At 72.8% G+C, this 26,130-nt stretch carries 21 protein-coding genes and 1 pseudogene; 6 read left to right on the top strand and 16 right to left on the bottom strand.

Going from position 1 to position 26,130, the window contains the following annotated elements:
• Positions 1-2,319: a Tex family protein gene (locus ACI1MP_RS28330; RefSeq protein WP_404870842.1), complete on the bottom strand. Its 2,319-nt coding sequence runs from the start codon at positions 2,317-2,319 to the stop codon at positions 1-3.
• 250 nt (positions 2,320-2,569) lie between these two features.
• Between ACI1MP_RS28330 and ACI1MP_RS28325 the strand changes: the two genes are divergently transcribed.
• Positions 2,570-3,853 carry a glycosyltransferase 87 family protein gene (locus tag ACI1MP_RS28325; protein ID WP_380336877.1) on the top strand — a complete coding sequence of 428 codons (1,284 nt, stop codon included), beginning with the start codon at positions 2,570-2,572 and terminating at the stop codon, positions 3,851-3,853.
• A 30-nt stretch (positions 3,854-3,883) separates the two neighbouring features.
• Entirely contained in the window at positions 3,884-4,267 is a 384-nt protein-coding gene (locus tag ACI1MP_RS28320) for a PPOX class F420-dependent oxidoreductase (protein WP_043913224.1), read from the top strand.
• A 7-nt stretch (positions 4,268-4,274) separates the two neighbouring features.
• Here the strand turns inward: ACI1MP_RS28320 and ACI1MP_RS28315 are convergent, their stop codons facing one another.
• The 8 genes and pseudogenes from ACI1MP_RS28315 to ACI1MP_RS28280 all read right to left on the bottom strand — a co-directional run.
• Positions 4,275-5,051 carry an SGNH/GDSL hydrolase family protein gene (locus ACI1MP_RS28315; RefSeq protein WP_232734022.1) on the bottom strand — a complete coding sequence of 259 codons (777 nt, stop codon included), beginning with the start codon at positions 5,049-5,051 and terminating at the stop codon, positions 4,275-4,277.
• 34 nt (positions 5,052-5,085) lie between these two features.
• A complete protein-coding gene (locus tag ACI1MP_RS28310) occupies positions 5,086-6,342 on the bottom strand; it encodes a cytochrome P450 (RefSeq protein ID WP_404869758.1) in 1,257 nt (418 codons plus the stop codon).
• A 139-nt stretch (positions 6,343-6,481) separates the two neighbouring features.
• Entirely contained in the window at positions 6,482-7,282 is an 801-nt protein-coding gene (locus ACI1MP_RS28305; protein ID WP_380336883.1) for a family 1 encapsulin nanocompartment shell protein, read from the bottom strand.
• Entirely contained in the window at positions 7,279-8,337 is a 1,059-nt protein-coding gene (locus tag ACI1MP_RS28300; RefSeq protein WP_404869757.1) for a Dyp-type peroxidase, read from the bottom strand. Before ACI1MP_RS28300 ends, ACI1MP_RS28305 begins: the two co-directional genes overlap by 4 nt.
• A gap of 116 nt (positions 8,338-8,453) precedes the next feature.
• Entirely contained in the window at positions 8,454-8,960 is a 507-nt protein-coding gene (locus ACI1MP_RS28295; protein ID WP_404869756.1) for a hypothetical protein, read from the bottom strand.
• Between the two features lie 30 nt (positions 8,961-8,990).
• Positions 8,991-9,482 (bottom strand): hypothetical protein, encoded by a 492-nt coding sequence (locus tag ACI1MP_RS28290; protein ID WP_404869755.1) that lies wholly within the window; start codon positions 9,480-9,482, stop codon positions 8,991-8,993.
• Positions 9,483-9,558: 76 nt separating this feature from the next.
• Positions 9,559-9,741, bottom strand: a complete 183-nt coding sequence (locus ACI1MP_RS28285; protein ID WP_380336894.1) for a hypothetical protein — start codon at positions 9,739-9,741, stop codon at positions 9,559-9,561.
• An 83-nt stretch (positions 9,742-9,824) separates the two neighbouring features.
• A pseudogene (locus ACI1MP_RS28280) lies at positions 9,825-10,184 on the bottom strand (winged helix-turn-helix transcriptional regulator); the annotation flags it as partial.
• 99 nt (positions 10,185-10,283) lie between these two features.
• Here ACI1MP_RS28280 and ACI1MP_RS28275 point away from each other — a divergent pair.
• Positions 10,284-11,495: a pyridoxal phosphate-dependent aminotransferase gene (locus ACI1MP_RS28275; RefSeq protein WP_380336896.1), complete on the top strand. Its 1,212-nt coding sequence runs from the start codon at positions 10,284-10,286 to the stop codon at positions 11,493-11,495.
• 284 nt (positions 11,496-11,779) lie between these two features.
• A complete protein-coding gene (locus ACI1MP_RS28270; RefSeq protein WP_380336898.1) occupies positions 11,780-12,271 on the top strand; it encodes a hypothetical protein in 492 nt (163 codons plus the stop codon).
• 7 nt (positions 12,272-12,278) lie between these two features.
• Here the strand turns inward: ACI1MP_RS28270 and ACI1MP_RS28265 are convergent, their stop codons facing one another.
• The 3 genes from ACI1MP_RS28265 to ACI1MP_RS28255 all read right to left on the bottom strand — a co-directional run bounded on the left by ACI1MP_RS28265 (position 12,279) and on the right by ACI1MP_RS28255 (position 15,234).
• Positions 12,279-12,611 carry a YnfA family protein gene (locus tag ACI1MP_RS28265; RefSeq protein ID WP_380336901.1) on the bottom strand — a complete coding sequence of 111 codons (333 nt, stop codon included), beginning with the start codon at positions 12,609-12,611 and terminating at the stop codon, positions 12,279-12,281.
• A 65-nt stretch (positions 12,612-12,676) separates the two neighbouring features.
• Positions 12,677-14,299 (bottom strand): metallophosphoesterase family protein, encoded by a 1,623-nt coding sequence (locus ACI1MP_RS28260; protein WP_043913253.1) that lies wholly within the window; start codon positions 14,297-14,299, stop codon positions 12,677-12,679.
• Between the two features lie 155 nt (positions 14,300-14,454).
• A complete protein-coding gene (locus tag ACI1MP_RS28255; protein ID WP_404870841.1) occupies positions 14,455-15,234 on the bottom strand; it encodes an aminotransferase class IV in 780 nt (259 codons plus the stop codon).
• Positions 15,235-15,354: 120 nt separating this feature from the next.
• Here ACI1MP_RS28255 and ACI1MP_RS28250 point away from each other — a divergent pair, with 120 nt between their 5' ends.
• Positions 15,355-15,855 carry a DinB family protein gene (locus ACI1MP_RS28250; protein WP_404869754.1) on the top strand — a complete coding sequence of 167 codons (501 nt, stop codon included), beginning with the start codon at positions 15,355-15,357 and terminating at the stop codon, positions 15,853-15,855.
• A 7-nt stretch (positions 15,856-15,862) separates the two neighbouring features.
• Here ACI1MP_RS28250 and ACI1MP_RS28245 read toward each other — a convergent pair whose 3' ends face one another.
• The 3 genes from ACI1MP_RS28245 to ACI1MP_RS28235 all read right to left on the bottom strand — a co-directional run bounded on the left by ACI1MP_RS28245 (position 15,863) and on the right by ACI1MP_RS28235 (position 21,546).
• A complete protein-coding gene (locus tag ACI1MP_RS28245; RefSeq protein WP_404869753.1) occupies positions 15,863-17,521 on the bottom strand; it encodes an FAD-binding dehydrogenase in 1,659 nt (552 codons plus the stop codon).
• A 142-nt stretch (positions 17,522-17,663) separates the two neighbouring features.
• Positions 17,664-20,102, bottom strand: coding sequence for an endonuclease/exonuclease/phosphatase family protein (locus tag ACI1MP_RS28240; protein ID WP_404869752.1), 2,439 nt, complete (start codon positions 20,100-20,102; stop codon positions 17,664-17,666).
• A 352-nt stretch (positions 20,103-20,454) separates the two neighbouring features.
• Positions 20,455-21,546, bottom strand: a complete 1,092-nt coding sequence (locus ACI1MP_RS28235) for a HoxN/HupN/NixA family nickel/cobalt transporter (RefSeq protein ID WP_404869751.1) — start codon at positions 21,544-21,546, stop codon at positions 20,455-20,457.
• A gap of 312 nt (positions 21,547-21,858) precedes the next feature.
• Between ACI1MP_RS28235 and ACI1MP_RS28230 the strand changes: the two genes are divergently transcribed.
• Positions 21,859-24,174: a glycosyl hydrolase family 18 protein gene (locus tag ACI1MP_RS28230; protein WP_380336917.1), complete on the top strand. Its 2,316-nt coding sequence runs from the start codon at positions 21,859-21,861 to the stop codon at positions 24,172-24,174.
• 69 nt (positions 24,175-24,243) lie between these two features.
• Here ACI1MP_RS28230 and ACI1MP_RS28225 read toward each other — a convergent pair whose 3' ends face one another.
• Positions 24,244-26,097, bottom strand: coding sequence for a HEAT repeat domain-containing protein (locus ACI1MP_RS28225; protein ID WP_404869750.1), 1,854 nt, complete (start codon positions 26,095-26,097; stop codon positions 24,244-24,246).
• Positions 26,098-26,130 lie beyond the last annotated feature (33 nt).

Genomic DNA, 26,130 nt, shown 5'->3' with positions numbered 1-26,130 from the left:
TTACTTGCCCAGGCCGGCGCGGCGGAGGGCGTCGGCCATGGCGGAGTTGGCGGGCGGGGGCGGGGTGCGGTCGTTCTGGCGGCGGTCCTGGCGCGGCGGACGGGAGTCGCGGCGGGCGGACTGCTCGCGGGGGCCGGCGGCGGGTCGGGTCTCGTCGTCGAGGCGCAGGGTGAGGCCGATGCGCTTGCGCTGGACGTCGACGGCGGTGACCTTGGCGCGGACGATGTCGCCGGGCTTGACCACCTCGCGCGGGTCCTTGACGAAGTTCTTGGAGAGCGCGGAGACGTGCACCAGGCCGTCCTGGTGGACGCCGATGTCGACGAAGGCGCCGAACGCGGCGACGTTGGTGACGACGCCCTCCAGGACCATGCCGATCTCCAGGTCGGAGATCTTCTCCACGCCGTCCTTGAAGGTGGCGGTCTGGAACGCGGGCCGCGGGTCGCGGCCGGGCTTGTCGAGTTCGCCGAGGATGTCGGTGACGGTGGGCACGCCGAAGGTGTCGTCCGCGAAGTCGCCGGGGCGCAGCGAGCGCAGCACTGCGCCGTTGCCGATCAGGGCGCCGAGCCCGCCGCCGGTGGTGGCGAGGATGCGGCGGACCACGGGGTAGGCCTCGGGGTGCACCGCGGACGCGTCCAGCGGGTCGTCGCCGTCGGGGATGCGGAGGAAGCCCGCGCACTGTTCGAACGCCTTGGGGCCGAGCCGGGAGACGTCCTTGAGCGCGCGCCGGGTCCGGAACGGCCCGTTCGCGTCGCGGTGGGCGACGATGTTGTCGGCGAGCGTGCCGGTGATGCCGGAGACCCGGGTGAGCAGCGGCGCGGAGGCGGTGTTGACGTCGACGCCGACGGCGTTGACGCAGTCCTCGACCACGGCGTCCAGCGAGCGGGAGAGCTTGAGTTCGCTGAGGTCGTGCTGGTACTGGCCGACGCCGATCGACTTGGGGTCGATCTTGACGAGTTCGGCCAGCGGGTCCTGCAGGCGGCGGGCGATGGAGACCGCGCCGCGGATGGAGACGTCGAGGCCGGGCAGTTCCTGGGCGGCGAACGCGGAGGCGGAGTACACGGACGCGCCGGCCTCGCTGACCATCACCTTGGTGAGCCCGAGCTCGGGGTGACGCTTGATCAGGTCGACGGCGAGCCGGTCGGTCTCCCGGGAGGCGGTGCCGTTGCCGATCGCGACCAGGTCCACCTTGTGCTCGGCGGCGAGCCGGGCGAGCACGGCCAGCGCCGCGTCCCACTTGTTGGCGGGCTGGTGCGGGTAGATGGTCTCGTGGGCGACGACCTTGCCGGTGGCGTCGACCACGGCGACCTTGACGCCGGTGCGGAAGCCCGGGTCGAGGCCCATGGTGGCGCGGGTGCCGGCGGGGGCGGCGAGCAGCAGGTCGCGCAGGTTGGCGGCGAAGACGCGGACCGCCTCGTCCTCGGCCTCGGCGCGCAGCCGGGTGCGCAGGTCGATGCCGAGCCGGACCAGGATGCGGGTGCGCCAGGCCCAGCGGACGGTGTCGGTGAGCCACTTGTCGGCGGGGCGGCCGCGGTCGGCGATGCCGAACCGGGCGGAGATCCGCTGCTCGTAGTCGCTCGCGCCGGGCAGGTCGGCCTCCTCGGCGCCGTCGTACGGGGAGAGTTCGAGGTCGAGGGCCTCTTCCTTCTCGCCGCGCAGCATCGCCAGGATCCGGTGCGAGGGCAGCTTGGTGTACGGCTCGGCGAAGTCGAAGTAGTCGGCGAACTTGGCGCCGTCCTGCTCCTTGCCGTCGCGGACCCTGGCGACCAGCCGGCCGCGGGTCCACATCCGTTCGCGCAGCGAGCCGACCAGGTCGGCGTCCTCGCCGAAGCGTTCGACCAGGATGGCGCGGGCGCCCTCCAGCGCGGCGGCGGCGTCGGCGACCTGCTCGTTCGCGTAGCCGGCGGCGAGCGCGGCCGGGTCCTGCGCGGGGTCGGCGAGCAGCGTGTCGGCCAGCGGTTCGAGGCCGGCCTCGCGGGCGATCTGCGCCTTGGTGCGCCGCTTGGGCTTGTACGGGAGGTAGATGTCCTCCAGTCGGGCCTTGGAGTCGGCGGCGAGGATCTGCGCGCGCAGCGTGTCGTCGAGCTTGCCCTGGGAGTCGATGGACTCCAGGACGGCGGTCCGGCGCTCCTCGAGTTCGCGCAGGTAGCGCAGCCGCTCCTCCAGGGTGCGCAGCTGGGTGTCGTCGAGGGCACCGGTGGCTTCCTTGCGGTAGCGCGCGATGAAGGGGACGGTCGCTCCGCCGTCGAGCAGGCCGACGGCAGCCTGCACCTGGTTCTCGCGGACGCCAAGTTCCTCGGCGATCTTGCGTTCGACGGGCATGGTCACGATGCCGGTCACCCTTTCTGGTGGTTTCGCTTCTCGCCCGTGCATTCTGGCAGGTCCGGCCGACGTTGTTCGGCGGACCGGGCGGCACGGCGGGGTGTGGCGCGTTCCGGGGACGTGCACGGACACGCGCGGAGGCCGGTCCGGCGTCGCCCGATTTGTCTGATATGAGTGAGATCGCACAAGGGCCTGTCCAGAGGCTCGGCCCCGGATCGACCCCGCAGCACGACCGCACAGGAGGACAACGGTGGCGCAGGTCCCCACCCGGCCGATCCGCTGGAGCCGCCCCGCGACCTGGCCCCGCGAGGTCCTCGTGCTGGCTGTGTACTGGATCGCCAGCCGGCTGCTGATGGTCGGCCTGGTCCGCTCCGCGAAGACCGAGTCCACCTCCGAGGTCGGCGAGCTGTACCGCGGCTGGTCCGAGGTGCTGCGCACCGGCTCCTTCCCGGTGGACGACGTCACCTGGCAGTACCCGCCGGGCGCGGCGCTGCCGATGCTCGCACCCGCCGCGCTGCCGTTCCTGACGTACCTCCAGGCGTTCTGGCTGCTGATGCTGCTCACCGACGCGCTGGTCCAGTTCGTGCTGCTGCGGGTCTCGCTGGGCCGGCCCGGCCGTTCCACCTCCGGCGCGTGGCTGTGGGCGCTGGCGCTGCCGCTGCTGCTCGGCCTGCCGTACGGGCGCTACGACCTGGCGGTCACCGGGCTGGCGATGGTCTCGCTGCTGTTGCTGCCCGCCCGGCCCCGGTTGGGCGGGGCGCTGGCCGGGGTCGGCGCGATGGTCAAGGTGTGGCCGGCGCTGATCGTGCTCGGCACCCCGCGCGGCCGCACCACCCGGCAGGCCTGGACGGCGATGGCGGCGGCCGCGCTCGCCCTGCTGCTGGTGCTGGCCGCGCTCTTCGACCACGCCTTGGACTTCCTGCACGCGCAGCGCCACCGCGGCGTCGAGATCGAGTCGCTGGGCGGCACGGCCTTCCAGCTGGCCCGGATGTTCGGCTGGCCCGGCCGGGTCGAGCAGCACTACGGCTCGATGGAGTTCCTCGGCCCGTACGTCCACCGGGCGTCCCAGCTGTCGCTGCTGCTGACGGTCGCCGCGTTCGGCTGGCTGCTGCTGTGGCGGCTGCGCGCCCGCCGCTGGACGGCCGCCACCCCGTACGACGCGGCGCTCAGCGCGGTGCTGCTGTTCACCCTGACCAGCCGGGTGATCTCCCCGCAGTACCTGATCTGGCTGATCGGGCTGGCCGCGGTCTGCCTGTCCGTCCGGGGCACCTGCCAGCGGCCGGTGGCGCTGCTGCTGATCCCGGTGGTCGCGCTGACCTCCGTCGACTTCCCGCTGTTCTTCGACGCGGCGGTGGCCGGCGGCTGGCGGCCCACCGCGGTGATCGTGGCCCGCAACCTGCTGCTGCTGGCCGCGGGCCTGTGGTCGGCGGGACGGCTGTGGCGGGCCACCGTCCCGTCCCGGGCCCGCCGTCGGCGCACCGCGCCCGCGCCCACCGGGCCCCGGACGGACACCGACCCGGTCGGCACTGTCTGACGGACCGTCGGCCGCCGTACACTCGCGGCCATGGCCGACACCCCGCTGGACCGGCTCGCCGCCGGGAAGTACCTGCTCATCACCAGTTACCGCAAGGACGGCAGCGGCGTGCCGACGCCGGTGTGGATGGTCCGCGACGGCGACAGCCTCGGCGTGTGGACCGTGGCCGACTCGTGGAAGGTCAAGCGGATCCGCCGGCGCCCGGACGTCCTGGTCGGGCCGTGCGACGTGCGCGGCAACCCGACCGGCGAGGCGGTGCCGGCCACCGCCGCGGTCGCCGACGCCGCCACCACCGAGCACTACCGGCGGCTGCTCGCCCGCAAGTACGGGCTGCTCTGGTGGGTCACCCTGCTCGGCAGCCGGCTGCGCCGCGGCAAGCACGGCACCGTCGGCCTCACCGTCCGGCTCGCCTGACGTTCCGTCACACCCGGTACGGCAGCAGCTCGGGGCGCTTGGCGGGGCGCCCGTCGCCGGAGGAGCGGCCGCGCAGCCGCCGCCCGATCCACGGGCCGACGTGGGTGCGCAGCCAGCGGGCGTCCGCGCGCAGCTTCTCGCCCCGGGTGCGGGTGTCGGGCTCGGCCAGCGGCGCGCGCCAGTCCTCCTCGGACGGGCGGCCGAGCGCCTCCAGCACCGCCAGCGCGACCCGGCGGTGGCCCTCCGCCGACAGGTGCAGCCGGTCCTCCGCCCACAGCCGGCGGTCGTCGAAGGCCGGCGCGGAGAACAGGTCGACCAGCACCACCCGGCCCGGGTTCTCCCGCACCGTCCGCTCCACGAACGCCTTCATCCGCAGGATCGCCGGCAGCAGCCGCGCGCTGCCGGCCATCCGCCGGGTCGGGTCGGTCGAGGTGAACAGCACCACGGTGCGGCCGTCCGCGACCAGTGCCGCCGCGCACTCGCCGAGCCGCCGCTCCACCTCGGCCACGTCACAGCCCGGCCGCAGCACGTCGTTCAGGCCGCCCGCGAGCGTCACCAGGTCGGCGTCGGTCGCCGCCGCCCGGTCCACCTGCTCGTCCCGGATCTGGCCGATCAGCTTGCCCCGCACCGCGAGATTCGCGTACCGGAACCCGTCCTGCTCCGCGGCCAGCGCGCCCGCGACCCGGTCCGCCCAGCCGCGGAACTGCCCGTCGGGCAGGACGTCGTCGCACATCCCCTCGGTGAACGAGTCGCCCACCGCCACCATCGCCCGGTACTGCCGCACACCGCCTCCTGGGGTCGTCCCTGCGGCCCCAACCCTACTCGCGGGTTCGGTCGCCGCCGGTGCGCGGCCGGGGCACCACCTCCACGCGCTCCGGGCCGTTGACGATCAGCGACGGGAGGCGGGCGGGCCGCCGCCCCGGCTCTGCCAGGGCCAGCTCGGGCAGCCGCTCGAACAGGGTGCTCAGCGCCACCTCGGCCTCCAGTCGGGCCAGCGGCGCGCCGACGCAGAAGTGCGGGCCGTGGCCGAACGCCAGGTGGCCCTTGTCCGCCCGGGTCGGGTCGAACTCGTCCGGCCGGTCCGGGTGCTCCTGCGGGTCCCGGCCCGCGGCGGCGAAACCGACCATGATCGGGTCGCCCTTCGCGATCACCACGCCCTCGCCGAGGTCGATGTCCTCCAGGGCGTACCGCAGCGGGACGTACATGATGGGGCCCTCGACCCGCAGCGTCTCCTCGATGACGTCCGTCCAGTCGATCCGCCCCGCCCGCAGCCCGGCCAGCTGCTCGGGGTGGGTGAGCACCAGCAGCGCCGCGCTGGCGATCAGGTTGACGGCCGTCTCGAAGCCGGCGGCGATCATCGTGAACAGCGTACCGACCAGTTCGTGCTCCGCCAGCGGCTGTTCGCCCGGCCGGTCGGAGAGCAGCAGGTCGGTGGTCAGGTCGGCGCCCGGGCGGGCCCGCTTGTACTTCGCCAACTCGCCGAGACGTTCGTAGAGTTCGTTCTGCACGGCGAGCGCGGCGGCCTCGGTCAGCGAGGAGTCCAGCGCCCGGTCGATCAGGTGGCCCAGCCTCTCGCGCATCTCCTCGGGCACGCCGAACAGGTCGCAGATCAACGTCATCGTCAGCGGCCGCGCCAACGCCCCCCGCAGGTCCGCGCGTTCACCCGGCGCGAGCGCTCCGAGCGCCGCCACCAGCCGGTCGGCCGTCGCCTGCACCTGGGGCCGCATCGGCTTCACCCGCCGCGGCAGGAACGACGGCGCGATCCGCCCCCGGGCCCTGCGGTGCTCGTCCCCGTACCGGTTCACCAGGCTGTCCTGGAACGCCACCGACCCCAGCACCCACCCGTCCGGCACCTCGTCGACTCCCGGCCAGTGCCGCCGGAAGTCCCGCGACACCCGCGGATCGGTGGTCAGCGCCTGGATCACCGCATGCCTGGTCACCGACCAGGCCCGGACCTGCCCGGGCAACTCGACCAGCACCGCCGGCCCCTGCACCCGCAACCCGGCGGCCTCCGCATGGATCGCCCCCGCGGTCGGGTCGAGAAACGGGCATCGCGGCTCGGAAGAATCGGACACGGCGTGCTCCCCTCAGCACCGGACGTCCCTGCGTGCCTCATATGGTGCGCCCCCCGCCGGAGACCCGGAAGCCTCCCTTCACCATTGGCCTGATTCCAACCCTCCCGGCGTCAACTCCCTTTCTGATCACCCAAGTTGGTCAGTCGGAGGTGAGCGACACCGAGGCCTCGGGGGTGTGGAGCTGGAAGGTGAGGGACTCCTGGAGGTAGAGGTGGACAGTGGTGTCGTCGTGGGAGAGGTATCCGATCGACAGGTCCTCGCCGAGGTGGAGTTCGAAGTCGCCGCCGCGGGCGGAGAGCAGGATGGCGCCCTCGACGGCGGGGGCCCAGATGATCTCGCCGTCGAGGAGGCGGGCGAGGTGGTTGTGGACGGGGTAGCCGTGGTCGGAGGTCTCGTTGACGGCGGTGTAGGTGTCGGCGCCGAGCAGCAGGGAGTAGGGGCCGCCGACGCCGGCCAGGCGCAGCGCGGTGAGGGCGCGGCTGACGGCGTTGGGATAGTCGCGGACGTCGGCGGGCAGGGCGACGGGGTGGTTGCTGGAGCCGTCGCGGATGCCGGTGATGCCGGCGGCGGCGTAGCCGTCGAAGAGGGCGCGGTCCTCGGCGAGGGCGATGGTGCGGGCGGCGTCCTTGACCGGGTCCCAGTCGGAGTCCTTGGAGCCGCGTTCGACGTCGTCGACGGCGGCCCGGGTGACGGTGAACGGGACGCGCAGTTCGACCAGTGGTTGGCACTCCCGGGCGCGGGCCTGGACGCCGTTGGTGGGGGCGGCGATGTCGGCGAGGTGGCCGGTGCCGACCGCGGCGAGTTCCGGCCCGTCGGGGCCGAGCAGGTCGACCACCCGGCGGCCGGCCAGGTGCAGGGTGAAGGTGCGCCGGGCCTCCTCCTCGATTTCGGCCCAGGCGGCGGCGGAGACGGGCGCCAGCTCGCGGTGCAGGTTGTTCACGGTGAGGGACTCCTCTTCAGGCTGCCGATGCGGAGACTGCCGTCCCGGACCGCCGGGTTCGCGGACGGGGCCGGTGGCTGGGGTGCCGACGGGGCGTCGGCCTGCGCGCGGGCGGCCGCGGTGCCGGGCGCGGGCGGCGGGTCGCTCAGGAAGTCGGCGCTCGGGACGTGGAAGAGGGTCCCGGTGACGGGGGTGGAGAAGTCCAGCAGCCGGTCGTGGGCGGCCGGTCCGCGGCCGAGGAACATGTTGCGGAGCATCTCCTCGGTCACCCACGGGTCGCGGGCGTAGCCGATGAAGTAGGTGCCGCACTCGCCGCCCTCGGTGAACGAGCCGAACGGCATGTTCAGCCGCCGGATGTCGAGCCCTTCGCCGTCCGGCCCGGTGACGGTGTTCAGCGCGACGTGCGAGTCGGCGGGCTTGACGGCGTCGTCCAGTTCGATGTTGTCGAGCTTGGTGCGCCCGATGATCAGTTCCTGGCGTTCGGTGCTGAGCGCGTTCCAACCGTCCATGTCGTGCAGGTACTTCTGCACGACGACGTAGGAGCCGCCGGCGAACGCCGGGTCCTCGTCGCCGATCAGCACGGCGTCGGCGGCGTCCCGGCCGACCGGGTTCTCGGTGCCGTCGACGAAGCCGATCAGGTCACGGCAGTCGAAGTACCGGAAGCCGTGCGTCTCGTCGACGACGCTCACCGCGGCGCCCAGCCGGCCGGTGACCCTGGTGGCCAACTCGAAGCACAGGTCCATGCGTTCGGCGCGGACGTGCAGCAGCAGGTCGCCGGGAGTGGCGGGGGCGAGGTGCCGGGGGCCGGCCAGTTCCTCGAACGGGTGCAGGCCGGCGGGGCGGGGCCCGGCGAACAGTCGGTCCCAGGCGTCCGAGCCGATGCCGACCACCAGCGACAGCCCGTCGTGCGGGGCGCGGGTGCTCACCGAGCGGGCCAGCCCGCCGAGGTCGGGCAGCAGGTCGCGGACGGCCTGTTCGCCGCCCTCCTCGACGGTGAGCACCAGGAACACGGCGGCCCCGGTCAGATTGGCGAGGACCGGTTGGGGCTGCGGCATGGCGGATGCTCCAGGGGGACGTGCGGACGCCCGCCGACCATACCGGGCAAAAGGTTGGAGACTCTGCCATAGCGCCTGAATCGGGCGTGTCCCGGACCTGGACCGAGCCCCGCGCGTCAGCCGCTCGCGACCATCGCCGCGACGGCGAGTTCGGACAGGACCGCCAGGCCGTCGTACACAACGAGGTGGAGGCGGCGGCTGCGGCCGGTGAACCGCAGCCAGTGCCGGCCCGGTTCGTCGGCCGCTCCGCCGCACAGCGCGCCGAAGACCGCGCCGGCCAGCAGCACGCCGGGGAGGTGGCCGAACGCCGGCCAACCGAGGCCCGCCCCGTCGTCCTCTGCGTAGGCGTCGCCGAGGGCGGCCAGGACCACGGTGACCAGCAGGAGCAGGAGCAGTGCGACCAGCAGGGCGGGCCGCCGGTTCACCGGCCGGCGCTCCCGGATCGAGCTCATCGGACCGCCCACCGGAAGGATCGTCAGGCCCACGATCGACGACGGGAGCCCGCCGTCGCCGAACAGCGCAGAGCCGGCCCAGAACAGCAGGATCAGGACCAGCCCGATGCCCGTCCCGACGGCTGCGGCCGTGAACCCGGCCAGCGCGCGCGACCGATCGGTCTCCTGCACGAGTCTCCCCCGTTCCCGCGCCCCGTCCCGCTACTGGGCGTTGAGCACCGCCATCCCTGATTCCCCCGCCTCGAAGCGGTCGAACAGCCCGGCCAACGCATCCACCGGCCCGACGTGGTCGATCAGCAGCACCGCCTGCTTCTCGCCGTCCTGCTCGGCCGGCACGAAGTCGGTGACCAGTTCGCGCCGCAGCAGCGTCACCCACTCGTCCTCGCCCTCGGTCGGGGCGTCGGCGAACGCGTCCAACAGCTCGGCCTGTTCGGCCAGTTCCTCGCCGAGCACCGCCCGCGGCGCGACCAGCGTGACGGCCAGCCGGTCGCCGGTTCGGGCGTAGCGGGCGGACAGGTCGAAGGGCAGCAGGTAGAACACGCCCTCCTCGCCTTCGTGGCCGCGGTTCAGCAGCTGACCGGCGATCCGCTCCCCGGGGTCGGCCGAGTCGGTGTCCACCGACAGCAGCACCCCGACGTCGTCCGGGCCGAACGGCGGTACGGCGGTGATCCACATGCGTGAGGAGTCGTCCATGGCGGCCAGCCAAGCACACGGCTCCGACGGCCCGCCGCGCGCTCCGGATCGGCCCGCCCCGCCTGTCGTACCGTCGCTACTGGGCCGGCCCGCCGCCCGTCCAGCTGTGGTTGGCGGACCGATGGTGGCGGGCCGCCGCGGCGTCCCGGGCGACCTCGGCGCGGTGGGCCTCGGCGTGGTCGTGGGCGGGGCGCCGACTGCGGAAGGGGCGGGCGACCGCGCGGGCGGCGGAGACGGCGATTTCGATCAGCCGTGGCATGGTGGACCCCCGTTCGTCCCCGGACGACCGGTTGCGCCCGGACCTTCTCATCGTACCCAAATAGTCGCCTTCACAAGTCAGTTGACGGCGTACCAGTGGCCGCGGAAGGCGTCGGTGGGGCGGGGTTCGCCGAGTTCCGGGGCGCCCCAGTGGGCGAGCGCCTCGATGACGGGGCGCAGCTCGGCGCCGCGGTCGGTGAGCTGGTAGACGGTGGCGTTGGCGGGGCGCTCCAGCCGTCGGCGCTCGACCAGCCCCTCGGCCTCCAGTTGCTTGAGGCGGGTGGCCAGGATGTCGGTGGAGACGCCCGGCAGGTCGGCGTGCAGGTCGGTGTAGCGGCGCGGTCCACCGAGGAGTTCACGGACGATCAGGAGACTCCAGCGTTCTCCGACCGCGTCCAGGGCGCGGGCGACGGCGCAGTACTGGTCGTAGCTTCGGCGTGGCATGCCGTCAGCATAGCCAAGAGGTTGGACTTTCCAAGTCCTCACTTGGTAGAACGAAGCAAGCCGGCCGCAGGGGCTCGGTGACGGGTCGGGAGGCCGCTGATGGAGTTTCGCCAGTCCAGCAAGCTGAAGGACGTCTGCTACGAGATCCGCGGCCCGGTCGTCGACACCGCCAACGCCCTGGAGGAGGCCGGCCACAGCGTCCTGCGCCTGAACACCGGCAACCCGGCGCCGTTCGGCTTCGAGGCCCCCGAGGAGATCGTCCAGGACATCATCCGCAACCTCACCAACGCGCACGGCTACAGCGACTCCCGCGGCATCCTGCCGGCCCGCCGCGCCGTGGTGCAGTACTACCAGCAGCGCGGCGTCCCGAGCGTCACCGTGGACGACGTCTACCTCGGCAACGGCGTCTCCGAGCTGATCCAGATGAGCGTGCAGGCGCTGGTCGACAACGGCGACGAGGTGCTCGTCCCGATGCCGGACTACCCGCTGTGGACGGCGGTGGTGACCTTCGCCGGCGGCAAGGCGGTGCACTACCTGTGCGACGAGGAGTCCGACTGGTTCCCCGACCTGGACGACATCGCCGCGAAGATCACCGACCGCACCAAGGCGATCGTGGTGATCAACCCGAACAACCCGACCGGCGCGGTCTACCCGAAGGAGCTCCTCGAAGGCCTGCTGGACCTGGCGCGCCGCCACAACCTGATGGTCTTCGCCGACGAGATCTACGACAAGATCCTCTACGACGGCGTCGAGCACCACTGCCTGGCCGCCCTCGCCGACGACGTCCTCACCCTCACCTTCAACGGCCTCTCCAAGTCCTACCGGGTGGCCGGGTTCCGCAGCGGCTGGCTGGTGGTCTCCGGCCCCAAGCAGCACGCCAGGGACTACCTGGAGGGCCTCACCATGCTGGCCGGCATGCGCCTGTGCCCCAACGTGCCCGCCCAGTACGCCGTCCAGGCCGCGCTCGGCGGCCGGCAGTCCATCGACGACCTCGTCCTGCCGAACGGCCGCCTCACCGAGCAGCGCGACGTCACCTGGCGCGCGCTGAACGAGATCCCCGGCGTCTCCTGCGTCAAGCCGCGCGGCGCGCTGTACGCCTTCGCCAGGCTCGACCCCGCCGTCCACCGGATCGTCGACGACGAGCGCTTCGTCCTCGACCTGCTGCTCCGCGAGAAGATCCACATCGTCCAGGGCACCGGCTTCAACTGGCCCCGCCCCGACCACTTCCGCTTCGTCACCCTCCCCCGGGCCGACGACCTGGAGACGGCCATCAACCGCATCGGCCGCTTCCTCGCCACCTACCGCCAGTAGCGGACACCCGTCCGGCCGCGGAGCAGGTCGGCGGCGCGGACGCCGGTGGCTCCGCCGTGCGTCCGCACCTTCACCCACCGTCAACTCCGGCCGGGCCGACCGACCTTGAGCCGATCGCGGCGCTGCGCACGGATCCCGCTCGGCGCGCCCGGACGGGCGTCGAGGGCGCGCTGCGACGCACCTCGATCACCGATCGGTAACGAACCGGTCACTCGAACTCCACGGCTCGCACACACTCGGAAGGATGGCGTCCCGTCCACGCCGACCCTGCGAGATGAGCCGTCTTGTCCTTCTCCCTCCGCCTGCGCCGGGCCTCCGCGGCCGGTGCACTGCTGGCCGCCGCGCTGTTCGCCACCGCCTGCGATCCCACCGACGCCGCGCCGGCCACGACCGGCTCGCCCGCTGCCGTCAGCAGCAGCGCGCCGTCCCCCAGCGACTCCCCCACTCCGCCGCCCAGCCCGAGCCCCAGCCCGTCCCCGACGCCGTCGCCGAGCCCCACTCCCACGCCGACCGTCGAGCCGACCACGCAGGCTCCGGTGCCGGCGCCGACCACCAAGGCGCCGGAGCCGGCGCCGAAGGCCACCACCGCCAAGCCGCCGGCCGACCCCACCCACGCGCCGGAGCAGGCGGGCTGCCACCCGCTGTCGAACGCGGGGAACTGCTACAAGGCGGGCCAGTTCTGCCGGGCCTCGGACCACGGGGTGGCGGGCACGGACGCCTCGGGGCGGACCATCCGGTGCGAGGACAAGAACGGCTGGCGCTGGGTGGCGGGCTGACGGTCGGTCAGCGCCGCGGGCCGTACATGATCACGCCGACGCCGGCCAGGCAGATCAGCGCGCCCAGCACGTCCCAGCGGGTGGGGCGGAAGCCGTCCACGACGACGCCCCACAGCAGGGAGCCCGCCACGAAGACGCCGCCGTACGCGGCCAGCACCCGGCCGAAGTTGGCGTCCGGCTGGAGGGCGGCGGTGAAGCCGTACAGTCCGAGCGCGAGCACGCCGAGGCCGGCCAGCCACCACGGGCGGGACTCGCGGACGGACTGCCAGACCAGCCAGCAGCCGCCGATCTCCAGCAGCGCGGCCAGCGCGAACAACGTGATCGAGCGGACGGTACTCACCGCACCACCCTAGACGGCGAGGTCCCCGGGCCCGACAGCACCGGGTCCGGGGACCTCGCCGGCCCTCAGTGGCCGTGCTCGCTGCGGCCCGCCCGGCGGGTGATCGAGTAGTGGTCGATCCGGGTGCCGTCCTCGGCCAGCGCGGTGACCTCCATGCTGCTGGTCGCGCCGCGGTGCGCCGGGGTGACGTCCACCTTGATGAACGAGTAGCCGGTGTAGCGGACCCGCGACCACTGCACGGTCTCCGCGACCTTCACGCTGCCCTTGTCGAAGTGGTACGTGACCACCTCGTCCTGGTGGTTCTCGTGGCCCTCGTAGGTGTCGGGGGCGTCGAACGAGTACAGGCTGCGGCCGGCCGCACCGGCGGTCACGTACACCACGCCGTCCTTGGACGGGTCGATGCTCGCGCCGCTCGGCACCGCCTTGTTGACCTTGTTGCCGAGGATCGCGTCGGTGCGCTCGTACACGTGGTTGTGGCCGTTGATGACCAGGTCCACCCGGTACTTCTCGAACAGCGGCACCCAGGCGTCCCGGACGCCGCCGTCGGAGGCGTGCTGGTGGGTGGTGGAGAAGGCGCAGTGGTGGAAGAACACCACCACGAAGTCGATCGCCTCGTCCGCGCGCAGCTCGCGCAGCTTGCGCTCCAGCCACTCGGTCTGCCGGCCTGCGGTGATGCCCAGGTTGGCCGGGATCTCGTAGGACACGTCGTTGGCGTCCAGCGAGACGACGCCGACGTTGCCGTAGGTGAAGGAGTACACGCCGGGCGCCGTACGCGGGTCCGGGCCGTTGGTCGGCAGGGTGAAGCGGGCGTCGTCGCCGCCGTACCCGTTGTGCGAGTACCAGGCCTCCATGTCGTGGTTGCCGTAGGCGACCATCCACGGGACCTTCGCCGCCACCGTCTCGGTCTGCGCCAGGAACGCGTCCCAGGTCAGCGCGTTGAACGCGACGCGGTCGCTGTCCTTGCCCTGGCCCATCGGGTCGGCGTAGCAGATGTCGCCGGCGTGCAGGTGGAACACCGGCTGCTGGGCCAGGATGACGTGGTCGTTGCCGGCCGCGTGCGAGGAGACGCCCTGGTCGCCGAATGCGGTGAAGGTGAACGGCTCGAACGGACGGCCCCGCCGGCCGTGGCGGGACGGCGCGGTGGTGAAGGTCTGCAGGGTGGAGATCGCCTGCTGCGAGGCCGGGTCGAAGCCCTCGTGGCCGACGCCGTAGTAGTAGGTGGTGCCGGGCTGAAGGTGGTTCAGCTCCACGTGCAGGTAGTACTGGTCGACCGGGGTGGCGCCGTCGACCAGCGCGGGGGTGTGCAGCGCCCGGACCTCGGCCTCGATCTTGTGGCTGAGCTCCCACGGGTGCCGGCCGAAGCGCAGGAACGGCTTCTTCACCGGTGCCGGCACCTGCCAGGACACCCGCATCTGGGTGTCGGCGTCGGCGCCGAACTGCAGGTGACGGCCGACCGGGGCCACCAGCGAACCGGACACCGCGTCCGTCGTGCCGCTCTGCTTCACGGCCGGGTCGGCGAACGCCGTGCCGGAGCCCAGCGCCCCGCCGACGGCCAGCGCGCCGACCGTCACCGCGCTGGAGCGCAGCAGGGTGCGGCGGGAGAGCTTGCTGCGGAGGTACTCGTGCTGCTCCGCCATGTTCATGCGGGCGGCCAGCCGGGCGGGCACGCCCATGTTCGGGATATCCATGCGCGGGAGACTGCCAGCGGCCGATGGCCGTCACCCTGATGCTCGGTGAACGACCGTCATCGTGTCGGTCTGGCCGAGCACATGATCAGACCATGTGTTGGTAAAGCTGCCGACGCGAGGCGCGCACCGGCCCGATCATGGCGCATCGTCGCTGCTCACAGCGGGTCGCCCGGCACCTCCAGGTACGCCGCCCGCAGCCTCGCCAGCCCCGCCGCCTCGGCCTCCCGGACGTCGAACTCCCGGCCGTCCACCGCCGCGACCGCCCGCACGCCGGTCGTCGCATTGGTGGCGAACACCGCGTCCACGCCCGCGAGTTCCCTCCCCACCCTGGCGAACCCCCCACCGCACGCCCCGCGCAGCAGCGTCATCGCGGTGCCCGTCAGGTACTCCCCCTGCGGCCACACCACCTCGCCGTCGCGCAGGAACCCGACGTTCCACGTCGTGCCCTCCGTCAACCCGCCCTCCGCGTCCACGAACAGCGCGTCGTCGAACCCCGCCTGCTGGGCGAGCCGCCGCTGCCGCAGCACCCCGAACAGCGCCACGCTCTTCACCTCCGGCAGGTCCCGCCGGTACCCCGCCGTCCGCACCCGCACCGCCCCCGGCGCCCCGCTCCCCGCCGGACGCGCCGTCACCAGCACCCGCGGATCGGCCGGCCCCCCGACGCTCCCCAGGTCCATCCCCGGGTCGAACAACGTCACCCGCACCACCACCGCCCCGCGCGCCGGCACCTGCCGCCGCACCAACTCGCGCACCCGCCCCCGGTCCGGCCGCACCCCGAACACCACCGCGCAGTCCCGCTCCAACCGCGCCAGGTGCAACTCCAGCCCTCGCACCCGGCCGTCCTCCACCAGCATCGTGGTGAAGTGCCCGTAGTTCGTCAGCGCCAGCGCCCGCAACTCCCCGGCCGCCACCGGCCGCCCGTCCAACTCCGCCACCACGACTCCTTCGCTCACGCCCCCATTCTCCGCGCCCGCAGAGCCGCCCACGCGGCACCGCACGCCGACCGCCCGGAAATCCCGGTGCGACCCGCGCGGCGGGACGGATAGGTTCGCGGGATGACTGCGACCGAGACCCAGCGCCGCCCCGTACCGTTCAACGACAGCAGCGAACTCGACACCTCGCTGGCCTTCCTGAGGTTCGCCCGGGAGTGCGTGGTGAAGAAGACCGAGGGGCTGACGGAGGAGCAGCTGCGCCGGGTCCTGGTCGGGACGGGGACCAACCTGCTGGGTCTGGTGCAGCACCTCACCGCGTCCGAGCGGTACTGGTTCGGGCACCACGTGGCGGGCGACCTGACGTACGCGGAGGTCGACTTCACCATGGACGTCCCGGCCGGGGTGGGTGCCGAGCAGGTGCTGGCCGCCTACGCGGAGGCCGTCGCGGCGAGCGACGCGGTGATCGGCGCGTCCGCCGACCTGTCCCGTCCGGTGGCGGTGCCGGTCAACGACGAGCTGCGCTCGGTGCGGTGGGTGCTGGCCCACATGACCGGCGAGACGGCCCGGCACGCCGGTCACGCCGACATCCTGCGGGAGCAGATCGACGGCGCGACCGGGCGGTAGCGGGGGATCAGGCGGTGGCGGCGGCCGCGGCCCGGCCGGCGGTGCGGCCGGTGAAGAGGCAGCCGCCGAGGAAGGTGCCTTCGAGGGAGCGGTAGCCGTGGATGCCGCCGCCGCCGAAGCCGGCCGCCTCGCCCGCCGCGTAGAGGCCGTCCAGCACCGAGCCGTCCGGCTGCAGGACGCGCGAGTCGAGGTCGGTGTGGAGGCCGCCCAGCGACTTTCGGGTGAGGATGTGCAGCCGGACGGCGATCAGCGGTCCGGCCGCCGGGTCGAGCAGGCGGTGCGGGGTCGCGGTGCGGATCAGCTTGTCACCGAGGTAGCGGCGGGCCCCGTGGATGGCGGTGACCTGGAGGTCCTTGCCGAAGGGGTTGGCGATCTCGCGGTCGCGGGCCTCGATCTCCGTCCGCAGCGCGACGGCGTCGACGGGAGGGGCGCCGTCCTGGCGCTCGTTCATGCCCCGCACGAGTTCCTCCAGCGTGGCGGCCACCACGAAGTCCGCGCCGTGCTGTTTGAAGGCCTCGACCGGCCCGGGCGCCCCGGGCAGGGCCCGTCCGAGCACCCGGCGGATCGAACGTCCCGTCAGGTCGGGGTTCTGTTCGGAGCCGGAGAGCGCGAACTCCTTCTCGATGATCTTCTGGGTGAGCACGAACCAGGTGTGCTGGTACCCGGTGCGCATGATGTGGTCGAGGGTGCCGAGGGTGTCGAAGCCGGGGAACAGCGGGACGGGCAGCCGGGCGCCGGTGGCGTCCAGCCAGAGCGAGGACGGGCCGGGCAGGATGCGGATGCCGTGCCGGGCCCAGATCGGGTTCCAGTTCTCGATGCCCTCGGTGTAGTGCCACATCCGGTCGCCGTTGATCAGGCCGGCGCCGGCCGCGGCGGCGACGTCCAGCATCAGGCCGTCGACGTGCGCGGGAACGCCGGAGAGCATCCGGGCGGGCGGGGTGCCGAGCCGTTCGGGCCAGGCGGCGCGGACCTTGTCGTGGTTGCCGCCGATGCCGCCGGAGGCGACGATCACGGCCTGGGCGCGCAGTTCGAACTGCCCGGCGACGGCCCGGGAGCTGGCTTCGCCGCGCGGCACGGCGGACGGCGCGAGGATCTCCCCGGTGACGGTGTCGAGCGAACCGCCGCTCGCGGAGAGGCCGGTGACGCGGTGCCGGAAGCGGAGGGTGACCCGGCCGGCCCGGACGGCGTCGCGGACCCGGCGGGCGAACGGTTCGACCAGGCCGGGCCCGGTGCCCCAGGTGATATGGAAGCGCGGGACGGAGTTGCCGGGGCCGCTGGCCAGCAGCCCGCCGCGTTCGGCCCAGCCGACCACCGGGAACAGCCGCACGCCGAGGCCGTGCAGCCAGGCCCGCTTCTCGCCGGCCGCGAAGTCGACGTACGCCTCGGCCCAGCGGCGCGCCCACGCGTCCTCGGGGCGGTCGAAGCCGGCGGTGCCGAGCCAGTCCTGCCAGGCGAGTTCGCGGGAGTCCTTGATCCGCATCCGGCGCTGTTCGGGCGAGTCGACCAGGAAGAGCCCGCCGAAGGACCAGTGCGCCTGGCCGCCGAGCGACCCGGCGGGTTCCTGGTCGAGCAGGATGACGCGCCGCCCGGCGTCGGCGAGTTCGGCGGTGGCGGCCAGGCCCGCCAGGCCGGCTCCGATCACGATGACGTCGGCGTCGAGGGCCATCCGGGGATCCTTCCCAAAGACAGTGAGCCCCGATCCTGCGGCCACCCGGCCCCGAGGTCAACCCACCGGTAACAACGCGGGAGCCCCCGCCCCGCCCGAGAAGCGGCAGGACGAGGGCTCCCGACGAGGACCCGGCGAGCCGTCAGGGCTTCACCCGGACCACCTGCGGGTCGTGGTCGGAGGCCTGCACGGCGAACTCGCTGTTGATGTGCACCACGTCGTAGCGGACGTGCTGCCGCTTGAACGCGGGGCTGACCAGGATGTGGTCGAGCACCTGCGAGTTGCCCTGGTAGACGTACGAGTAGCGCTCGCTCGCGGGCAGGTCGTTCACCAGGTCGCGGAGCACGCCGCCCTTGGTGAGGGTCTGCAGCGCGGGCGAGAACTGGTAGTCGTTGAAGTCGCCGAGCGAGACGACCCGGGCGTCCGGGTCGGCGGCCTCCAGCTTGGCGACGAAGGCCTGCTCGACGGCGGCCTGCTGCTGCCGCTGCACCTCGGAGCTGCGGTTCGGGGCCTGGAAGCGGCTGTCGATGCCCTGGTCGCCGCCCTTGCTGTTGAAGTGGTTGGCGATCACGAAGACCGCCTTGTTGTGGAAGCTGAACTGGCCGACCAGCGGCTTGCGGCTGCTGTTCCAGGCGTCGTTGTTCGGGTCGATGCGGCCGGGCGAGGCGGTCAGCGAGGTGCGCTTGCCGGTGCCGGTGACGTCGACGGCGGTGGTGGAGTCGCCGCCGGGGATGTCGGTGAAGGAGACCCGGTCGGGGTTGAACAGGAACACCTGGCGGATGTTGCCGCCGGGCTGGCCGCCGTCCTTGTCGTTCACCGGGTCGATGGAGCGCCAGTCGTAGGCGGGGCCGCCGGCGGCCTTGACGGCGTCGATGAACTTCTGCACGGTGACCGAGGCGTCCACGGTGCCGTCGTCGACGGCGCCGCTGTTGTCCTGGATCTCCTCCAGGGCGACGATGTCGGGCGAGCGCAGGTTGGTGACCACGGCCTGGGCGAGCTCGGTGTACTTGGCGTCGGCGTCGCCGGGGGCGAGGTTCTCCACGTTGTAGGTGGCGATGGAGAGTTCGCTGGGCAGCGCCCGGTCGGCGACCTCGCGCTGCAGGCCGTTGTCCTGGACGGTGCCGACGGTGTTCGCGGCGATGGTGTAGCCGCCGAACTGGTTGTAGTCGAGCGGGCCGGCGGTGGAGCCGGTCAGCTTGTCGCCGACGTTGGCGACCGGGAACGGCTGCTCGGTCAGCGGCGGCAGCGACTGGATCATGATCCGGCCGTTGTTCGGCTTGTCGTAGCCGAGGTAGACCACGCCGCCGCGGTCGGTCCGCGGGTCGGTCGGGGCGGCGTCCACCCACAGCTCGTGGTACTTGTCCGTGGCCTGCACCACGGGCACGTCGCGGACCTCGACGTTCATGCCCTCCAGCGACTCGTACAGGTCGAGGGCGTACTTCGACGGGTCCAGCGGCAGGTTCTCGATCGAACCGCCGGCGGCGTCCGGCGCGTACGCGGCCGGGATGGCGGCGGCGTCCAGCACCACGGGCGCGGGGACGGCGTTGCCGGAGGACAGCACGGTGACCTTGGGGCCGGTCAGCTCGGTGACCGACTGCGAGCCGCCCGAGCTGTTCGGGTAGTACTCGCTCACCTTGGCGGTGACCAGCACCGAGTCGCCGACCTTGACGGTCGGGTTGGCGGAGCCGGTGAAGACGAACACGGCCTCGCTGGTGGCCGGGTTGTCGTCCGCGTTGGGGTCCTGGATCCAGAAGCCCTTGGTGCCGTAGCCGCGCACGCCGGTGACGATGCCGGGCACGTTGGTGACGGTCTTGGTGTTCAGCGGCGATATCCGGGTGGCGCCCTGGATGTCGTGGATGCGCACGTCGCCGGGGACGGGCGTGCCACCGCCGCCGCCGGGGGTGGTGCCGCCGCCGGTGGTCTGGCCCTTGGAGTTGACCGGGGTCGGGTCGCCCGCGGTGAGGTCCTTGGCGTTGTCGTCGGTGTCGGCGAGCGAGGAACCGCGCGCGACCGAGGCGGAGTTGGACGCGCCCGCGGCCGGGCCGCTGCCCTCGCGGACCACGGCGGTGCCGAAGCCGACCAGGTCGACGATCCGCGAGTCCGCGGCGCAGTCGGCGGCGGTCTTGCAGCTCAGCGGGGCGGTGCCGTTGACCAGCGCGACGGTTCCGGAGGTGGCGGACAGCGCCAGGCTGCCGCCGGCGTCGGCGGCCGGGAGGTCCACGGTGCCGCCGGCGCCGGGCGCCTCGGCGATCAGGTAGCGGCCGCCGGCCGGGATCGAGCCGTTCAGCGGGGTGACGCCCCACTGGGTGGAGGCGCCGGGGCTGCCGGGCAGGTACTGCACGCTGTAGCCGGCCAGGCCGAAGGCGGCGCCGGTCGGGTTGCCGAGCTCGATGAAGTCGTTCTTCAGCGTCGCACCGGAGTTGCCGCCGCCGCCGTACACCTCGGCGATCACCGCGCCGGTGGACGGCGCGGCGAACGCGCCCGGCAGCGGGACGAGGACCAGGGAGGCGGCGACCGCGACCGGCGCGGTGACGCGCAGCAGCGCGCGGCGGGAGCGGCGGGCGGGGGTGGGGCTGGGCACCTTGGCGGGGCTCCTTCGTGGCAGGACCATGTCCCGGTCGCCGTCACGTGGGCGCCGGGTGGCGTTGAGGGTTCGTCAGGATGCTGACTGCCGGGGCCTCTCCGGCCCTGCCGGGCGGGCCCCGAACAGCAACTCGCGTAGATCCAGCCAGAAAGATACGCGCGTAGAAGTTGACCCGACAAGGGTCTTGACGTGAACTTCTCGCCACCGAGCGGGTACGCCGGGCCACCCGGCCCGGAACGTTCCGGCCACTGCGCGTGCGAAAGGGGCGCCCGGCCCGGAACGGTTCCGGCCCCCGCACGTGCGAAAGGGGCACCCGCCGGGTGCCCCTTGCCGGCTGACGCCGCGTCGGTCAGGACTGCTCGCGCAGGCCCGCCGACCACTTCTGCTCGACCTTGCCGAACTTCCAGAACGCCATCGCGCCGGCCCAGGTGACCACGAACAGGCCGACGATCACGTAGCCGACCAGGTTGAGGTCGAGCGAGCCGATCCAGCCGATCGGGCCGGAGGTGATGTCCAGCTTCTCGGCCAGCAGGCCGACCAGCTCGATCACGCCGATCACCAGCGCCACCAGCACCGACAGGCCGGTGACGGTGAGGTTGTAGTAGATCTTGCGGACCGGCTTGGAGAACGCCCACTCGTAGGCGAAGTTCATGAACGAGCCGTCGATGGTGTCCAGCAGGCTCATGCCGGCCGCGAACAGGATCGGCAGCACCAGCAGCGCGTACCAGGGCAGCGAGAACGCGGCCGCGCCGCCGGCCAGCACCAGCAGCGACACCTCGGTGGCGGTGTCGAAGCCGAGGCCGAACAGCAGGCCCACCGGGTACATGTGCCAGGGCTTGGTGACGGCCCGGGTGACCCGGCCGAGGATCCGGTTCAGGAAGCCGCGCTTGTCGAGCTGGCGCTCCAGCTCGGCCTCGTCGAAGTCGCCCTGCCGCATCCGCCGGAACACCTTCAGGATGCCGTTGAACGCGCCCAGGTTGATCAGGCCGATCAGCACCAGGAAGGTGCCGGAGACGGTGACGCCGATCAGGCCGGTCGCCGTGTGCAGCGTGGAGTCGTCGGACTCCACCTGCCCGGCCAGCGAGCGGATGCCGAACGCCAGCAGGGCGCACAGGCCGAAGACGATCGAGGAGTGCCCGAGCGAGAACCAGAAGCCGACCGAGAGCGGGCGCTTGCCCTGGCCCATCAGCTTGCGGGTGGTGTTGTCGATGGCGGCGATGTGGTCGGCGTCGAAGGCGTGCCGCATGCCGAGCGTGTACGCCGTCAGGCCCATGCCCGCGCCGAACACCTGGCCGCCGACGTCGTAGTGCTTGGGGGCGATCACCGCCAGCAGCGTGAACCACCCGACCACGTGCAGGGCGAGGACGAACGCGGCCATTCCGGCCAGCCGGATCCACTCCTCGCGGGTGAGCCGGTCACGCAGACGGCTGGGCGCTGGCATGGGATCTTCCTTCCGGACGGTGGTGAGCCGCATCATCCTTCCGTCGATCCGCTCGCAATTGCAAGTCATATGCAACTGAGAGCCAAGGGCGCACAACGGCGGGAAGCCCCCCGCCCGCGTTCCCCGGCCGCGACCGCCCCCAACCCGAATGATCGGAAAGCTTCCTGACGGTTCGTGAGCCGAAATCCTTGACCCGGGCGATTGGTCCAGTCCAATCTAGGTGACGCGCTCACCCCAAGCGCACAGGCTCCCACCTGGGCCCGTCGGGCCGCCGCACCTACCGGACAACCCCACTACTCCGGAGGTTCCTCCATGCTTGAACGGGCCACGCCCGCACCCGGGTCGACGCGCCGGGCCCCCTCCCGGCGACGCGCCGGCGCCCTCGTGGTGGCCGCCGCCATGACGGTCGGCTCCACCGCGCTCGCGCTCTCGCTCGGCAGCGCCTCGGCGGCCACCGTCAACCTGCTCGCCAACGGCGACTTCGAGGCCGGCTCGCTCAGCGGCTGGACCTGCACCAACGGCTCGGTGGTCACCACCCCCGTGCACGGCGGGTCCTACGCGCTGAACGCCAACGCCACGGCCTCGGACACCGGCCAGTGCCAGCAGACAGTCGCCGTCCAGCCGAACACCAAGTACACCCTGGCCGGCTGGCTCAAGGGCAACTACGTGTACCTGGGCGCCACCGGCACCGGCGTCAACGCCTCCACCTGGACGCCCGCCGCGACCAACTGGACCCAGCTGAGCACCAGCTTCACCACCGGCGCGACCACCACCTCGGTGACGGTCTTCACCCACGGCTGGTACGGCGCCGGCGCCTACCAGGCCGACGACCTCGCCCTGACCGGCCCCGGCACCGGCGGCTCGCCGAGCCCCTCGACCTCCGCGAGCTCCAGCGCCAGCGCCTCGGCGTCGGCCAGCCCCTCGCAGAGCGCCTCCCCCAGCCCGTCCACCTCCACCTCCTCCTCGCCGTCGCCGTCCGCGAGCTCCAGCTCGGGCACCGGCAACGGCCCCGGCGGCGACGGCAAGATCACCGTCCCGGGCGGAGTGACGGTCACGAAGACCACCGCCAACGCGGTGGTGCTGAAGTGGAACGCCTCGACCGACTCCACCGACAACTACGTCGGCTACAAGGTCTGGTCGAAGGGCCAGCTGGTCGGCACCTCGATGGGCACCTCCATCGCGATCTCCTCGCTGCTGCCGAACACCTCGTACACCTTCACCGTCCAGGCGTACGACAAGGCCGGCCACGCCTCCCAGCAGTCCGCCGCGGTGACCACCTCCACCGCCGCCGCGCCCGCCACCGCCAAGCCGTACAAATCCGCGTACTTCGACCAGTGGTCGGTGTACGACGCCGCCTACTACCCGAAGAACGTCGACACCTCGGGCGCGGCCGGCAAGCTGGACGTCATCTCCTACGCGTTCGAGAACATCCACCCGACCAACCTCAACTGCTTCGAGGCCGTCAAGGCCTCCGACGCCACCCACGAGGACAACCCGAACGCGGGCGACGGCGCGGCCGACGCGTACGCCGACTACCAGATGGACTACTCCGGCGCGATCTCGGTCGACGGCTCCGCCGACGACTGGCAGCAGCCGCTGAAGGGCAACTTCAACCAGCTGCGCCAGCTCAAGGCGAAGAACCCCAACCTCCGGGTCACCCTGTCGCTGGGCGGCTGGACCTACTCCAAGTACTTCTCCGACGCGGCGGCCACCGACGCCTCGCGCAAGAAGCTGGTCTCCTCCTGCATCGACATGTTCCTCAAGGGCAACCTGCCGACCGGTGTCGCCGGTGACGCCTCCGGCGGCGCGGCCAGCGCCGCGGGCATCTTCGACGGCATCGACATCGACTGGGAGTACCCGGGCTCGGCCGGCGGCCACACCGGCAACCACTACTCCGCGGCCGACAAGCAGAACTTCACCGCGCTGCTCGCCGAGTTCCGCAGCCAGCTGGACGGCTACGGCGCGAGCGTCGGCAAGAAGTTCCTGCTCACCGCGGCGCTGCCGTCCGGCCAGGACAAGATCCAGTACATCGAGACCGACAAGATCGGCTCGTACCTGGACTACGCCGACGTCATGACCTACGACATGCACGGCTCGTGGGACGCCACCGGTCCGACCAACCTCCAGGACCCGCTGCACGACAGCCCCGCCGACCCGACCACGCCGATCACCCCCGGCACCGCCAAGTACAACGTGGACACCACGCTGGCGGCCTACACCACCGGCCTGCCCGAGTACGGCATCACCGGCGGCTTCCCCGCCAACAAGATCATCCTCGGCATCCCGTTCTACTTCCGCGGCTGGACCGGCGTCCAGGCCGGAAACAACTACGGCCTCTACCAGAAGGCCACCGGCGCCACCCCCGCCAAGCCCGGCAGCCAGGAAGCCGGCCTCGCCAGCTGGCGCGAACTCACCCTGACCGCCCAGAACACCCACTGGGACCCGATCACCGAGTCCACCTGGGTCTACGACGGCACCAACTTCTGGACCGGTGACGACCCGAAGGCCATCCAGGCCCGCGCGGCCTACGCCAAGTCCAAGGGCCTGGGCGGCATGTTCGCCTTCGCCCTGGAGAACGACGACGACTCCAACACCCTGCTGAACACCATCTACAACAGCCTGGGCTGACGCCTCGTCGGATCCTGAACGGACGGCCCGCCGCATCTTCCCCATGGGTGCGGCGGGCCGTCACCATGTTCAGCCCCGCACGGCGAGCAGCAGCCGGGCCTCCTCGCGCAGGCGGTCCTCCTCCGGCACGCTCCAGGAGTGGTCCCGGCCGACCGGCCGGCTCCGGTCCGTGGCCAACCACCCCTCGACCAGGGCCCGTTGTTCGCCCGGCAGCGGCCGGCCGATCCGGCGCAGCACGGCGAGGGCGCGGGCGCCCGCCGCGGTCCGGTCCAGGGCGGCGAGCAGGCCGGGGACGGCCCGGGCGGGATCGCCGGTGATCCGCCAGTGCGCCTCGGCGGCCTCCACGCGCTGCCGGACATGACCTTCCGTCAGCCGGCGCTCCACCAGGGGCAGCAGGGGCGCCCCGAGCGGCCCGAGCAGGGCGGCCTCGGCCAGGCAGTCGGCGCGTTCGGCGAGCAGCCGCAGCGCGAGCTCGGGGTCCGCGCCGAGCCGGGCGGCGGCGACCGCGGCCGCGGGGGCCAGGCAGCGGTCGTCGCCATTGGCCAACTCGCCCAGCAGTCGGCGGAGTTCGGGGTCGTCGAGGCCGGACCCGCCGAGGAAGCGGACGAGTTTCGGGTCCGGGCAGGTGCGCAGCAGCGCGGTCAGTTCGGGCAGCAGCGGCGCGGCGCTCTCCGGGGTGAGCGCGTCGAGGAGTTCGTCCGCGCCGCTGTGGAGTGCGCCGCCGTACCGGGACCGGTGCGGCGCGAGGGCCCGGCGGCGCAGGGCGAGGTCGTCGGTCCGGGCGGCGAGTGCGTCGAGCGCGGCGGCGTCGGGCTCGGGGACGGCGGTGAGCAGGCGGATGTCGCCGGCCAGGCCGAGGGCGAGCTGGGCGGGCCGGGAGATCCGCCAGTCCGGGTCGACGGTGTGCGGCAGCACCGCCTCGACGACCGGGCCGGGCTCGGGGCAGCGCGCGACCAGGCCGGCGAGACCGTCCAGCACCTTCATCCGCCAGTACCACTCGCGTTGGTGCGGCAGCGCGGCGATCAGCAGCGCGACGGCCTCGTCCCGGTAGCCGTACCAGCGGGCGGCCAGCCGCAGCGCCCGGCGGGCCCCGCGTCCGTCGTGGTCGCCGGCCGCGATCCAGGCGGCGGCGACGGCCCGGGTGGCCTCCGGGTCGGCGTCGAGCAGCCGCCGCAGCCGGTCGTCGGTGTTGCCGACGCCGGGGAACCACTCGCCCCACCCGACCCGGAAGTCCGGAACGCCGCCGTCCGCCACCAGGACCGCCACCAGCTCCGCCGGGTACGGCGCTCCGGCGCGCTCCAGCAGTCCGAGCGCGGCCGTGGCCCGGACGGCGGGCTCGGGGTCCTCCAGCGCCGCCCGCAACCGCCCACCGGGGTCGGCGTCGAGGAAGCCCAGCACCGTCAACGCCTCGGCCCGCACCGCCGGCGACGGGTCCTCCCGGTGACACGCCACCAGCGCGTCCAGCGCGAGCGACCGGCTCTCCCCCGCCGCCCACCGCGCCACCCGCACGACCTGCCGGCGCACCTCCGGGTCGGGATCGCCGCGCAACAGGCCCAGCAGGCCCGGTAGTTCCCGGGACGCCAGGGTCCGCCCCGTCACCTTGTCCTCGAACCCGCTCTCCTCCTCCTCGCCCTCGTACTCCTCCTCGGCCCCACCGGTGGTCGCAATGAACGCCAGCACGTCGTCCCGCCGGTGAACGGCGTGCACCGCGGCATGCGCCAGGTACGGCACGGCGGCGGCCCCCGCCGAGGACACCGTCCCCTGATGCAGAGCCCGGTCGAACAGCTCCCCGAGCGCCTTGCCGACCACCGCCTCGTCCTCGGCGTACAACGCCCGGACCCAGCCGGGGACGTCGCTGCCGCTCCCGTACGAGTGCTCCAGCGATGCCCAGTCGGTCAGGTGCAGTTCCGCAGGTGATCTCACGAGCGCCGGACCCTACCCGGAAGTTCCGACAGG

Origin of the sequence: Kitasatospora griseola (assembly GCF_044999035.1) — a bacterium.
Classification (GTDB): domain Bacteria; phylum Actinomycetota; class Actinomycetes; order Streptomycetales; family Streptomycetaceae; genus Kitasatospora; species Kitasatospora griseola.
Note: the sequence above shows the minus strand (reverse complement) of the source record. Positions and strands in the feature narration are given on the sequence as shown.